Annotated in this window: 12 protein-coding genes; 8 read left to right on the top strand and 4 right to left on the bottom strand. The window is 34.6% G+C overall.

Features of this window, described 5'->3' with window-relative positions:
• Positions 1 to 55: 55 nt before the first annotated feature.
• Complete coding sequence (metA, locus tag EJF36_RS10710) at positions 56 to 964, bottom strand: homoserine O-acetyltransferase MetA (RefSeq protein WP_125906317.1); 909 nt, start codon at positions 962 to 964, stop codon at positions 56 to 58.
• A 153-nt stretch (positions 965 to 1,117) separates the two neighbouring features.
• Between metA and EJF36_RS10705 the strand changes: the two genes are divergently transcribed.
• The 6 genes from EJF36_RS10705 to EJF36_RS10680 all read left to right on the top strand — a co-directional run bounded on the left by EJF36_RS10705 (position 1,118) and on the right by EJF36_RS10680 (position 9,017).
• Complete coding sequence (locus EJF36_RS10705; protein ID WP_125908342.1) at positions 1,118 to 2,806, top strand: formate--tetrahydrofolate ligase; 1,689 nt, start codon at positions 1,118 to 1,120, stop codon at positions 2,804 to 2,806.
• The gene (locus EJF36_RS10700) at positions 2,806 to 3,333 is read left to right on the top strand and encodes a hypothetical protein (protein WP_125906316.1); all 528 of its coding nucleotides are present in this window, start codon (positions 2,806 to 2,808) and stop codon (positions 3,331 to 3,333) included. The genes EJF36_RS10705 and EJF36_RS10700 overlap by 1 nt, the downstream gene beginning before the upstream one ends.
• 169 nt (positions 3,334 to 3,502) lie before the next feature.
• Positions 3,503 to 4,027 carry a glutathione peroxidase gene (locus tag EJF36_RS10695; RefSeq protein ID WP_125906315.1) on the top strand — a complete coding sequence of 175 codons (525 nt, stop codon included), beginning with the start codon at positions 3,503 to 3,505 and terminating at the stop codon, positions 4,025 to 4,027.
• A gap of 368 nt (positions 4,028 to 4,395) precedes the next feature.
• Positions 4,396 to 7,488: a GNAT family N-acetyltransferase gene (locus EJF36_RS10690; protein ID WP_125906314.1), complete on the top strand. Its 3,093-nt coding sequence runs from the start codon at positions 4,396 to 4,398 to the stop codon at positions 7,486 to 7,488.
• Between the two features lies 1 nt (position 7,489).
• Positions 7,490 to 8,344: an amidohydrolase family protein gene (locus EJF36_RS10685; RefSeq protein ID WP_125906313.1), complete on the top strand. Its 855-nt coding sequence runs from the start codon at positions 7,490 to 7,492 to the stop codon at positions 8,342 to 8,344.
• A 25-nt stretch (positions 8,345 to 8,369) separates the two neighbouring features.
• Positions 8,370 to 9,017 carry an HD domain-containing protein gene (locus EJF36_RS10680; RefSeq protein WP_125906312.1) on the top strand — a complete coding sequence of 216 codons (648 nt, stop codon included), beginning with the start codon at positions 8,370 to 8,372 and terminating at the stop codon, positions 9,015 to 9,017.
• A gap of 97 nt (positions 9,018 to 9,114) precedes the next feature.
• Here EJF36_RS10680 and EJF36_RS10675 read toward each other — a convergent pair whose 3' ends face one another.
• On the bottom strand, positions 9,115 to 10,095 hold the full coding sequence (locus EJF36_RS10675) for a C40 family peptidase (RefSeq protein ID WP_125906311.1): 981 nt from the start codon (positions 10,093 to 10,095) through the stop codon (positions 9,115 to 9,117).
• Positions 10,096 to 10,196: 101 nt separating this feature from the next.
• Positions 10,197 to 11,063 (bottom strand): polysaccharide deacetylase family protein, encoded by an 867-nt coding sequence (locus tag EJF36_RS10670; protein ID WP_125906310.1) that lies wholly within the window; start codon positions 11,061 to 11,063, stop codon positions 10,197 to 10,199.
• 498 nt (positions 11,064 to 11,561) lie between these two features.
• Here EJF36_RS10670 and EJF36_RS10665 point away from each other — a divergent pair, with 498 nt between their 5' ends.
• Both EJF36_RS10665 and EJF36_RS10660 read left to right on the top strand, forming a co-directional pair.
• On the top strand, positions 11,562 to 11,996 hold the full coding sequence (locus EJF36_RS10665) for a BrxA/BrxB family bacilliredoxin (RefSeq protein WP_125906309.1): 435 nt from the start codon (positions 11,562 to 11,564) through the stop codon (positions 11,994 to 11,996).
• Positions 11,997 to 12,098: 102 nt separating this feature from the next.
• Entirely contained in the window at positions 12,099 to 12,875 is a 777-nt protein-coding gene (locus tag EJF36_RS10660) for a class I SAM-dependent methyltransferase (protein ID WP_125906308.1), read from the top strand.
• 182 nt (positions 12,876 to 13,057) lie between these two features.
• On the opposite strand, the gene EJF36_RS10655 is transcribed toward EJF36_RS10660, so the two are convergent.
• The gene (locus EJF36_RS10655; RefSeq protein WP_125906307.1) at positions 13,058 to 13,435 is read right to left on the bottom strand and encodes a GIY-YIG nuclease family protein; all 378 of its coding nucleotides are present in this window, start codon (positions 13,433 to 13,435) and stop codon (positions 13,058 to 13,060) included.
• Positions 13,436 to 13,440: the final 5 nt, after the last annotated feature.

Genomic DNA, 13,440 nt, shown 5'->3' with positions numbered 1-13,440 from the left:
ATTGCATGCTATGATTTATGTTGTGAAACAAAAAAGATTGTAATTATTGTGTAAATTACTCCCATACATAAGGAGTTTGTTGATAAACATAATAATTTAACCAATTAGCAAACAGTAAATAAGCATGAGATCTCCAAATATGGTGCGGCTCTCGCATTGGATCATCATTTGGAAAATAGTGATCGGGAATATTAGGGTCAAGCCCCTTTGCTTGATCTCGTAAATATTCATCTTTCAGAGTACAAGCTTCATACTCAGGATGCCCAGTTAAAAAGATATGTTTGCCATTTTCTGATTTTACTAGACAAACACCTGCTTCTTCACTCACACTTAAAATTTGAAGACATTTTTGTTTTTGTATATCTTCTATTTTCACATCAGTATGACGCGAGTGGGGAACATAATAATAATCATCAAACCCACGAACTAAATCAAACTCTGTTTTAATTAATTTATGCAAATACACACCACTTAACTTTTGCGATAAAGTATATTTGTCTATGCCATAATGATGATATAAAGCTGCCTGCGCTCCCCAACAAATATGTAGTGTAGATGTCACGTGTGTATTTGTCCAGTCCATTATGCCCTGTAATTCATTCCAATAGTTAACATCTTCAAACGGTAAATGCTCAATAGGAGCACCAGTAATAATCATTCCGTCATACTTACGATGTTTGATATCAAAAAATGTTTTATAAAATTGATTAAGATGCTGTTGACTAGTAGTTTTTGATTCATGGCAAATCGGTCTTAATAAAGTAACATTGATTTGTAATGGTGAATTACTTAATAAACGTAGTAACTGTGTTTCTGTTTTCTCCTTCTCGGGCATTATATTTAATATAACAATATTTAATGGGCGAATATCCTGTGTACTCGCTCGTGTTTCATCCATAACAAATATATTTTCAGCCTCTAAAACCTCACGTGCAGGTAAGTGTAGCGGTATATTAATTGGCAATCCTTTTCAGCCCCCTTCGTATTTTAAAAATTACATATAATTATAAAAATTTTTCGACTATTTTACAATACAAAAATTTCCTAAGCCCTCTATTAGAAAAGTGGTAAAATAATATTGGTGTTTTAATATTATTCGCGTCTAGGAGGGGTTATGATGGAGGTTCAAATGAAGGTAAAAACAGATATTGAGATTGCACAAGAAGCAAAGCTGAAGCATATCACCGAGATAGCTAATACATTGGGTTTAACTGAAGAGGATATTGAGCTATATGGACGCTATAAAGCAAAAATATCATTAAGTACCATGGAAAAATTAGCTACCACTAAAAGTGGTAAAGTTATTCTTGTAACTTCTATAAATCCAACGCCTGCGGGAGAAGGGAAATCAACTGTCACAGTTGGATTAGGTCAAGCTCTTGATAAGCTTGGGAAGAAAACAATTGTTGCTTTGCGAGAGCCTTCACTAGGTCCAACAATGGGAATTAAAGGTGGAGCAGCTGGAGGTGGGTATTCGCAGGTTGTTCCAATGGAAGATATTAACCTTCATTTTACTGGAGATTTCCATGCTATTACTACAGCAAACAATACACTGTCAGCACTAATTGACAATCATATTCATCAAGGCAATAAATTAAACATAGATCCAAGACGCGTCGTTTGGAAGCGTGTTGTTGATTTGAATGATCGAGCACTTAGACAGGTAGTGGTAGGTTTAGGTGGCCCAATTCAAGGAGTACCTCGAGAAGATGGTTTTGATATCACAGTTGCGTCAGAAATTATGGCTGTATTCTGCTTAGCTACTGATATAGTAGATTTAAAGCGACGTTTAGGAAACATTGTAGTGGCATACTCATATGATAAGCAGCCCGTTACAGCGAAAGACTTAGGTGCAGAAGGTGTATTAACAGTTTTATTAAAGGACGCTATTCAACCAAATTTAGTTCAAACACTAGAACATACACCTTCGATTGTGCACGGAGGTCCATTCGCAAATATAGCGCATGGCTGTAATAGTGTTATTGCAACAAAAATGGCAAGTAAGCTCGCTGACTTTGTCATTACTGAAGCAGGTTTCGGTGCCGACTTAGGAGCAGAAAAATTTCTGAATATCAAGGCGAGACAAGCAAACATCGATCCAAGCGCAGTTGTAATTGTTGCAACTATTCGTGCTCTAAAAATGCATGGAGACGTAGATAAACAACACTTGAAAAGTGAGAATGTTGAAGCTTTAAAAACAGGCTTAGAAAACTTAAAAAAGCATGTTGAAACAATACAATCCTTTGGTCTGCCGTTTGTAGTAGCAATTAATCGTTTTACAACAGATACTGTTGCAGAAATTAAAGCACTGCAATCATGGTGTGACAATATGGGATACCCTGTTGCATTAACTGAAGTATGGGAAAAAGGAGGGCAGGGTGGTATAGATTTAGCTCAAACAATATTACATGTAATAGAAAATAATGAATATACGTTTGCACCTTTATACGACCTTAGCGATTCCATAGAGGAGAAAATTCAAGCAATAGCTACAAAGGTGTATGGAGCACAAGGCGTTGAATTCTCAAGTAAAGCACGCAACCAAATAAATCAATTTGAAATGTACGGATGGGATAAGCTACCTATATGTATGGCTAAGACGCAATATTCATTATCCGATGATCCAAGTAAATTAGGGCGCCCAACTGGTTTCACGATAACTGTGCGTGAGCTTAAGCCTTCTATCGGAGCAGGGTTTATTGTTGCGCTAACTGGTGATGTTATGACCATGCCTGGACTTCCCAAGAACCCAGCAGCTCTAAATATGGATGTTGATGCTAACGGGCAAGTAAAAGGGTTGTTTTAATGATAGGATTTGATCCAACTGCTTTTGATAATTTAAAGATTCTTATTGAAGGGTCCGTATATGACTTTGATTTATCAGGTCGAATATACATTAAAAATCGATCAGACCTTATAGATTTGGCGAATATGTCTCGTACATATAAAATTGAGGTTGCTTGTCATAAAAAGAACAGCTTGAATACGGCGACTTTAATCTTAAGTACAAATTTACAAGAATTATCAAAAGAATTATTACATCAAAGCTCTACAAAGTTTGGTTGTAACTTTAAAATACTGTACTCCTCAAAAAGTACACATTATGAAATGGCCAGCTATCGTATTCGTAAGATTGTAAAACATCATTTTGATGAACAGTACACTGTTCTACAAAACATCATGTTTCAATCTCATCATTCTGATAAGACAGAAGAAGTCTATACGATTACCACTGAAGCAATATTAAATACATTGTTGTATGAAGAGGATGTAGAGGATATTCCTTATATTATTAACAATGTAATATCGACATTACAGTCTATATACGATTAACAGAATCTGCATCAATGCCTTTCGTTTTAGAGTCGTTCTATTAATGTGCTTTACACATATTAATAGAACGGCTATTTGTAATTAAAAACAATGATAATACTTGAGTTAAACATGTGACTGCATTGAAAGTAGTCTTTTTTAGTAGTTATAAATTGGTTTTTATCTAAAAATGAATTACAGTAAAAGTAAGAAAATAAAATCAATCAAGGAGGCGTGTTATTTGATTTATGATTATTCAGTAAAAACTATTGATGGTAATGAAACATCTCTTCGTAATTATGAAAATAATATTTTGTTAATTGTTAATACAGCAAGTAAGTGTGGTTTTACTCCGCAATATAAGGAGCTTGAAGAGTTGTATAAAGAATATAAAGATCGAGGATTTAGTGTTCTCGGATTTCCATGTAATCAATTTGGTAGCCAAGAGCCTGGCAATGAAGAGGAAATATCTAATTTTTGCGAATTGAACTACGGTGTTACATTTCCAATGTTTGCTAAGGTTGATGTTAATGGTAAGGGTGCTCATCCTTTATTTAATTACTTAACAGAAAGAGCCCCAGGCATTTTAGGGTCAAAACAAATTAAGTGGAATTTCACAAAGTTTTTAGTTAATCGACAGGGTGAAGTTATATCACGCTTTGCACCAAATGTGGCACCATCAAAGCTTAAAACTCAGATTGAAACTTTATTATAACAGAAAATGTTTAATGCGAGACCCAATATGAACTAGCGTGCGAATAAAAGCACGCTAGTTTTTGTTTTAAAGTACATATAATAGGTGAATTATTATTATGGATTAGATACTTAAGGCATAAATTAAGTTTTTTAAAAGTCAAAGTTTGATGTCGAATATATTAGGTTAATCATAAATGATCTTACTCAATTTAGCTTTACATTAATATTTTGATTCTTTAGTATATTATTAGGTATATCCATATTTTACAAAAAGGAGGACATATAAATATGATCAGCATGATACGATGTAAAGTTGGTTTAAGATACGAAAGGAAAGATTTTACGTAACGAAGCAATGTACTGAAAAAAATCTAAAGGAGCTTAATTATGAAGCTTAAACAACAAATAGAAATTGTAAAATACCGTGAAGATTTAGCTGAGGCAGTAGCTGATATGTGGAATCATAGTAGAGAGGGTTGGGGCGGTGACTCTCAAGTTGTCTCTGCGGAGCAAGTCCGAACTCAAGAAGCAAATGCAAGCAATATCGACCTTTTTTTAGCTATGGAAGATGAAAAAGTAGTAGGGTACTGTAGTTTATCTGAGTACAGAGAAGATGAAAGAGCACTTTACATTCCTTTATTAAATGTACGTACAGACTACCACGGTAAAAAAATAGGTAAAGACCTTGTTTTAAAAGCATTAGACCGTGCTGTTGAACTAAAATGGCCTCGCCTTGACTTGTATACGTGGCCAGGTAATACGAAAGCCGTTCCTTTGTATAAAAAATGTGGTTTTTTTTGGGAAGACCGTGATGATGTAACACATTTAATGAATTTCATACCTACTGTCCTTCATACAGAAGCTCTCAAAGATTTCTTTTCTAACACAAATTGGTATAATGCCAGCACTAGATCAATAGAAATAAAACCCGATGGAGTAAAGAAGGACGATTATACGTATTATGAATATAGTTGGAAAAATGAAGACGATCAAATACTAAAAGTAGAGTTTGAACGAACTAGCCGTGGCATTAGATTAATAGAGACAGATGAATATCGAATTGAAGCAAACATTACAACGTTCGCAGCAATTTGTGGTCAGTCCTATAATATTGATTTTTCAATCATAAATAAGTCTGATGCTCCGTTACATGTTGATATTGAAGGGGAAAATAATAAAAACATTACATTCTTTTATAAAAATAGCTTTACAGTGACTGACAGTGTAGATGTATCATGTCCATTTTCGGTTGGAGACTATATTGATGAGCAAAGTCATTGGAGAACACACCCTTCAGTTGTATCCAATGTTAAAATTAATGGTAAAAGTGCTCAATTTCGAATTGGAGTTCTCCCTAAACTTCCGGCTAAAATAACTGCCGTGACAGATGACGAACATTATTACCTAAACGAGAAAGCAATTTTCCACTTAAATATTGAGAATAATTATTCTACAAGAACTACCTTTAACGTTTATATTCCTGACTCACAGAATGTGAAGGTATTACAGCATGACTATTCCATTTCAATTGAGGCCAAAGGAAGAGCATCCGTCGCAGTTCCATATATGTTAGAAGATTACGGTGACTATTCTCCTGACATAGTAGTTAAAGTAAAAGAAGCAAGTAATGAAGAAGTTACTTTTATAAGAAAAATATCCATTATGTTTAAAGCCATAGGGGTAAGCTTCCATGGTGAAGCGGACGATTATTGGTTCATCACGAATGGAATGTATGATGCTAGATTATTAAAGTTTGACAACGATATTAACTTTCATCATGGATTACAAGAACTGCCGTTAACGATTATGTATCCTAAGCTTGGGCAACCTTTTTCTAATGAATTTTCAAAACGGAAACCATCCAGCGTTCATTTTGATAAAAGGAATAGTAGTATTTCTTTAACGGCGACTTATTTTTCGACGGACTTTAATGGCGTTCAATTAGATTCTGTTATAACCTTATATGCCGAAGGATATGCTACACATGGTTTTTCAATCCGCAATACTTCATCCACAGAAAAAGACATCAGTATCATTCAACCTATTTATATCAGTCTTGAAGAAACTGTAATGCCTTATAACGATGAAATAGTCCAAACAAACGAATTAATGTCGCCCGACTTTGCATATTGGAAAGGTGAGAGCTTAAGCGAACCTTGGCTGTTTGTAAACGGTGATAAGGCTAATATGGGAATAGCGTGGCAAGAAGATAGCAATGTTCAATTCGAAAACTGGTACATGTATATAAAGCATAATACACAAACTATTACACCTAAAGAAACTTTAACTACTTTACCTGTAAAATTGTCCTTAGGTGCGTACCGAAATTGGCAAGACTGGCAGCGATTCGTTACTCGTAGAAAAAACGAACATATTGTTCCGGTTGGAGAACTACAGATGGATGTCAATGGGTATAATCCCATTGTGTATCATGATGATTTTAAGCTTACATTAAAAGATGCGAGAAGCTTCGTGTTAGAAGGAGATCTACAAGTAACGACAAATCACGAGCTATTATTAACGGAAAAAATTGAATGCACACAACCAGAAGAATCAAAAGCTTTAACTATTTCTAAACCTTTACATTCCTCTATGCAAACTATAGAGATGCAAGCTAATTTCACTGGTCGCATTTTAAAAAGAAGAGCTACTGTTTTTTATTCTAACTCTAAAGGTAATGTTAATATCAGAAAATATGAAAAAGAAGGTTTACCTGTTGTTGAAGCTGACAATAACTGCTTAATCATTAGAGCAAGTGCTAATTATTTTCCGACGTTGTATTCCGCAGAGTATGAGGGTCATGAATACCTTGATAATGCTTTTCCTTTACCAGGACCTAAAGGTTGGTGGAACCCATGGGCTGGTGGTGTGAAAAGCTCCATTTCCAGCATGAATTTAAATTCTTTACTTAAAGAAACAACTACAATTCATGAAGCGAGTCTGTATGATCAACATAACAACAAGTGGACTGGATTATGTGTTAGAACACCAATACAACATCATGACAAAGCTAAGAATATCACAATGGAACAATATTATTTAATGTTACCTGGTGTACCTGTGCTGTTACACACAACAAAAATCCATCAAAATTGTGGTCTTTTTCTACAGGAAAAGCTGTTAACGGAATGGTTTATAAAGCCAGGAAAAGACCTTAAAACATGTTGGTTAAAAACAGAAGATTATAGTGATTTTGTTTTTGCAGGACAGGTGGAAATACCAATTCGTTTTTCAAATAGCTGTATTATTGGTTCAACTGAAACAGAAGCAAGTGTGCAAATCATAGGGGCTATAGATACTCCAGCTATTGATGGATATATAAACAAGGATGTTTTAAGAATCGTATCAGAGCAAAGTATATCTATAGCAAACGGTTATGATCATATCTTGAGACCATCGTTTATGCTATTTAACAAAGAAGCAGTAGCTGTTGAAGCATTAAGAGACTTAAGGTTAATTACGTTAAAGAATGAGGGATAAAGTGAAGATAATTGATGCACATATGCACTATTCAAATATAGGAAGTTTTCATGAAACAGCAAATGAATTATCACGTGTTTCATATAGTTATCACGGTATTATTGATGAATATAAAGAAAACAATGTCATTCTTGGAATTGCAATGGGAGTTACAGAAACAACTGGGGAAGGTTTTCCAGATTCAATGGCCGAGTCACCGATGGGAATTGACTTAGACACGAATATTCCTGACAATATTGTGTATTGTATTGGCGTTAATCCACACACTCTAACCGAAAAAACAATCGTAAAACTGGAACAAGAGATTCAAATGCCTAAAGCCGTTGGTTTTAAAATTTATTTAGGTTATTATCCCGTGTATGCTTACGATGAAATATATCAACCAATTTATCGTCTAGCTGCTAAGTACGATGTACCAGTTGTATTCCATACCGGTGACACTTACTCGGATAGGGGATTACTAAAATATTCTCATCCGTTAACACTCGATGAAGTGGCTGTAATGAATCGTGATGTGAATTTTGTAATGGCACACTTGGGTGACCCATGGGTTCTTGATGGCGCTGAGGTTGTTTATAAAAATCCCAATATGTATGCAGATTTATCTGGTCTTGTTGTTGGTACAGCTCAAGATATTGATAAATATGTTCAATCTGGGAGTGTGCGCCACTTAGAACATGCTTTAGCGTTCTGCAATCATTATGAAAAGTTACTTTTTGGAACGGATTGGCCATTAATACCTGTAGATGCTTATATTGACTTTATTAAAAAATTGATTCCAACAGAATATCATCATGCAGTCTTTTATCATAATGCTTATACTTTATTTAAAAAGGCTCAACCATTTATACGTTAAAATTAGAAAGGCTGTTTAAAGAGAGATGCATCATATTATAGAAAAAACAGAACATTTTGTAAGAGAAACTTTACAGCATGAAGGTAGTGGGCATGACTGGTACCATATAAAAAGAGTCCGACAGCTATCTAATCATATTTGTAAAATTGAGGGAGGCGATTTATTTATCATTGACATGGTTGCTTTACTCCATGACATGATAGATGATAAATTATTCAAATCTCAAAATAAAGCAGAAGAAAGTGTTAAACAATTTTTAAGTCGTTATATAGATGCGGTGTTAGTTGAGCAAATACTTGACATGATTGCTGCTGTATCTTTTAAAGGTGGCAACAACAGCGTTCAAGCTTTATCGTTAGAAGCTAAAATTGTCCAAGATGCAGATAGGCTAGATGCTATAGGGGCAATCGGAATTGCTAGAGCTTTCACATATGGCGGAAGTCGAGATCAACTTATATTTGATCCTAGTATTGAGGTTCGAAATGACATGAGTGTGGAGCAGTATCGCAGACAAAAGTCAGCGACAGTTCAACATTTTTATGAAAAGTTACTAAAATTAAAAGAATTTTTGAATACTGACACAGCTAAAAAAATTGCAAATGAACGTCATGAATTTATGGAGAACTACTTAAAGCAGTTTTATCGTGAATGGTATGGAGAAGATTTAAATTAACTTGTCTTTTGTATATCTGATAGTATAACGCTAGCATAATACCGGAAATACAAGGAAAGCAGCTTTAAAAAAAAAGCTGCTTTTTCTTACGTTGATGTTAATTGCTAATACGTTTAACGCCTAAAAATCTCTTTTTCCAATATGAGTTGTGCATATTACTAATCATGACACCATCAGAGCTAGCATGAATAAATTTGTTATTACCAATGTAAATGCCTGCATGGGAAGGGCCCGGTTTATATGTTTCAAAAAATACAATATCACCTATGCTTGCTTTTCCAATATCACTACCGAAATTCCATATATCTGATACTGTTCGAGGGATTTTAATATTTTTTGCTGCGAAAACATACTGAAGAAAACCACTACAGTCAAACCCAGTTGGAGATGTTCCTCCCCATTTGTAAGGGGAACCAAGAAATTTTCTCGCAATAGTAACAACAGCTGTATCAACACTTTTTTGTACTTGTTTTTTGACTTTCTTAATTTTGACAGATACACCTTTTTTATTAATGTTATTTAATAAATGCGCTAAGGTTTGAGGCCCAGCCACTCCAATTCCGTCAGCACGCAGTGCATTACGAGTTTGGTATTCTATCAGTGCTTTTTTTGTACCAGACCCAAAAATTCCATCAATTTCATGAGTGTAATAGTTTAACGTTTGTAACCTTTTTTGCATACTCATCACAAGCGTACCACTATCGCCAAGCTGCAAAGGTTTTTTATATGCAGCAGTAGCAACCGATTTTTCGAGATGTTTCCATGTTTGAGGACCAACGATACCGTCTACCTTAATCCCATGCATCGCTTGAAATTGCATAACGGCTTGCTTAGTATTAGGCCCAAAAATTCCATCAATTTTGTCTGTATATAAATAAAGATTATTTAAGGTTTTTTGAACTTCTTTTACCGCTATTCCTTTGTAACCGTATCTTAATGTACCTTGTTCATTTTCTATAGCAATCATAGTAGGGTCTAAGTTGTCTGATGCATGCCCTTTTGTCGGAGATGCAAGAAAGACACCTGCTGCTACTGTTGTTAAAACAAGCGCCTCACGAGCACAGTTTCGTCTCACCATACGTGTGCCTCCTTTTTAGGTGTATACTCAAAGAAGAGAAACAGAATGAGGAATATACATACTTGTAATTATGACTATTCAGACCAAACTAGTCCTATGCTTTATTCACTTTTTTCAACAACATTAAACTGTAATGGAGGATCAGACTCTCTAATTGCAGCAAACTTATAATCTAGAGATTTGAGAAATTGTAAAATCTCTGGTAATGCTTGAGCAGTCATATCCTCATCATGCAATAAAATGACAGGTGTAATTCCTTTCTTGTCTAACGTATTAATTTGTTGTTTAACTGTCTTTACAATGTCAGCTGCATTTGTTGCTGTCCAATCAGAACTATCGACATTCCAATCCCAATATATAAACCCTGCGTCAGATAGTGCATCTCGAATTTCTTCATTCATATAAGGATAGCTTCCAAAAGGTGTGCGAATAATGTTTGAATGCTCCGCAGTTATAACAGCCAGACTGCGACGACAGCTAAGCATTTCATTGACAGCTGTATCTTTGTTTTTATAAAAACTATTAACACGATGAGTCACACCATGACATCCAGCCGCATTTTGACTTTGAACAACTTGAATAGCAAGAGTAGGGTAACGCTCGATATTATTTTTTAACATAAAAAAAGTAGCTTTCGCTTTATATTCTTTTAAAATAGTAAGAATGTCAGCAGTTGCGGCCGAAGGACCATCGTCAAATGTTAAGTATACTATCTTTTTATTGCTGGAATTTGTGTTGATATTATTTGTCGTTTTATCGGTATACTTTACTTGTGCATCTACACTTGAAGTTGCTGCAAATAATACTTCTTCGTTTGCTTTTGCCACAGTAGTTAACGGGACGTTAGTTTTTTCAACGTCTATAGGTAGTGAACTGATGGTTAGGCCAACTATAAAGAAAATAGCAGTAATTGAAATGAGCGGGATAAAAATCTGTAAATATCTTTTATGTGTAATGAGTGCTAACAATGCAGTTCAACCCTCTCATTATAGTAAATATATAATAGTATATAATACTTATGTTTCGTAGGTAAATAGATGAAGTGATTTTGGAATACTATTCATAGATTGAATGTCCTTGATTTGTTATAAGAAGGTCTACAATTTTTAACAGGAATTAAAATTAATGTCGAACTTTAGGTTTCGCGAAAGTTTTTCATCAATGAGTACCATAAGGATAACTTGTGAAGCATAATTAAAAAATGAGACATTTCACAGAATTGGGGTGCTTCACGTTCCTCTTTTCTGTGTTTCCTAGCAAGAAAGCCCATCTTCATTACATGTGGAGTATTCATCTTATAGATGTTACAGCGCTAAGATAGAGAGGTACATCATGTTCTAGACCTTGGTACATACTCCGACTAGGCGACTTTCCAAAGCCTTCATCTGTTCACTTAATGTTTGCAATATATATGAGTTATATTGTATCCTAAAGTAATTAATAATGAATGAGGAGTGCATGTTTTCATGTCTATGGCTTACGAAGAGTATATGAGACAAGTTGTAAAACCTATGAGAGAGGAACTTGTTCAGGCTTCATTTACTGAATTAACAACAGCTGAAGAAGTAGAAAGCTTTATACGGAATGTAGAGGGAACAACATTTGTTGTTGTTAATTCTGTTTGTGGTTGTGCCGCTGGATTAGCTCGTCCTACTGCGATTGAAGCAATTACGCAATCAGCAGCTAAGCCTAATCATATTGTCACTGTTTTTGCAGGACAGGATAAAGAAGCAACAGCTAAAATGAGAGAATATTTTGAAGGGTACCCGCCATCATCACCATCAATGGCTTTATTAAAAGATAAAGAGGTAGTTCATTTTATTCCTCGTGAACATATTGAGGGGCATACAGCAGAAGAGTTAAAGGCGAATATTTTGTCTGCTTTTAATAAATATTGCTAGTTCGAACGGGGTGCTTACTTAGCACCTCTTTTCAATATGTGAGAACTTATGTTACGGTCCAGACAAGCGTAAGTGATTTATTTTCTAAACGGAGGAAAAAGTATGATTGTCACGACTTCACAACGCACTAATGATACTATCATTGCATATGCCCACCGCATAGCAGAAGCTTTTAAAGTAAAGTATGTTCCAAGAAACAAAGAGTCCTTGAAGAAAATTCAGGATTTTTATAATGACGATGTTTTTGTTGTAAGTAAAGAACGCTTTGAATTATATAGTAAAACCTCTGATCAGCCTTTTTTCTTTCATCCTAGTTCTGCTATGTTTCGAATAAAAAGATTAATAAGTGGTGGGCATGATTCATTTATTTGTGCTGCTAGGATCGAAAGAAATATGTCAGTTTTAGATTGTACACTCGGCTTAGGCAGCGATAGTATAGTCGCAGCATATGTAACAGGAGAGCGAGGCACTGTTACAGGGATTGAAAAAAACTCAGTTATTGCATTTATTGTACGTGAAGGATTTAAAACGTGGAGTGATGGAGTACCAGTAATTCAGGAGTCAATGAGGTCAATAGAAGTAGTTAACAGCGATAATCTAGACTTTTTAAAAAATAGTCCCTCAAATAGCTATGACGTTGTTTACTTTGATCCGATGTTTGAAACATTGATTGAAGGTTCAGTTGGAATTGAGGGACTAAAGTCATTTGCATCCTATAATGATTTAACTCATGACCATATAATCGAAGCAAAAAGAGTCGCGAGACACCGAGTTGTTCTTAAAGATCATTGGAAGAGTAATCGATTTGAATTACTTGGTTTTAAAGTACAAAAACGGCCCACCTCTTTGTTTCACTATGGAACAATAGATTTAATCTAATACTACTCAACTATACATAAAAAAGTCATATAAGCTAGAGTAATAAAGCTAATAACAATAAATAACATTTCCACTATGATAACCCCCAATACAATATTTTCTATTAGTATACGACAGTTTAGTGAATATTATAAATATTTTATATGCGAAAGTGGTGAATTGAAGCCACTTTCAATTTCGCCTCACACATTAGGTATAAATATTAAATGTGAATTACATTTGCAGTCTGAAGAACCAAAACCTTTTATAGGAAGTTCTCCTTTATATTTCTCCAAAATTTGTATACATCTCTCACATTCACTTAAACTACTATCATATGTTACAATTTTATTTATAGAACCATATTTTCTTAAATAATCAATATGCCAACGTAGTTTTTTATCTTGCATAATATGCCGATTAATTCTAGCCTTAATATTACGCTTTGCGCTGCCAACATAGATATACGTTCCTTTCTTAAAAAAACATTCGCCTAATTTTCCAACTACTATTTTCATATCCTTATTAATATGTATATAAACGGCATAAATCGTGTGAGTTTCATTAATACTTTCAATCATAAGCT

The sequence above is a fragment of the Bacillus sp. HMF5848 genome (assembly GCF_003944835.1).
Classification (GTDB): domain Bacteria; phylum Bacillota; class Bacilli; order Bacillales; family HMF5848; genus HMF5848.
This window is presented reverse-complemented; position numbering and strand designations above follow the sequence as displayed.

What these genes read in the sequence shown, in the direction of transcription:
- EJF36_RS10705 (WP_125908342.1), top strand. Translation starts at nt 1,118, where the DNA reads ATGGAGGTTCAAATGAAGGTAAAAACAGATATTGAGATTGCACAAGAA.
- EJF36_RS10700 (WP_125906316.1), top strand. Translation starts at nt 2,806, where the DNA reads ATGATAGGATTTGATCCAACTGCTTTTGATAATTTAAAGATTCTTATT.
- EJF36_RS10695 (WP_125906315.1), top strand. Translation starts at nt 3,503, where the DNA reads ATGAATTACAGTAAAAGTAAGAAAATAAAATCAATCAAGGAGGCGTGT.
- EJF36_RS10690 (WP_125906314.1), top strand. Translation starts at nt 4,396, where the DNA reads ATGAAGCTTAAACAACAAATAGAAATTGTAAAATACCGTGAAGATTTA.
- EJF36_RS10680 (WP_125906312.1), top strand. Translation starts at nt 8,370, where the DNA reads ATGCATCATATTATAGAAAAAACAGAACATTTTGTAAGAGAAACTTTA.
- EJF36_RS10675 (WP_125906311.1), bottom strand. Translation starts at nt 10,095, where the DNA reads ATGGTGAGACGAAACTGTGCTCGTGAGGCGCTTGTTTTAACAACAGTA.
- EJF36_RS10665 (WP_125906309.1), top strand. Translation starts at nt 11,562, where the DNA reads ATGTCTATGGCTTACGAAGAGTATATGAGACAAGTTGTAAAACCTATG.
- EJF36_RS10660 (WP_125906308.1), top strand. Translation starts at nt 12,099, where the DNA reads ATGATTGTCACGACTTCACAACGCACTAATGATACTATCATTGCATAT.
- EJF36_RS10655 (WP_125906307.1), bottom strand. Translation starts at nt 13,435, where the DNA reads ATGATTGAAAGTATTAATGAAACTCACACGATTTATGCCGTTTATATA.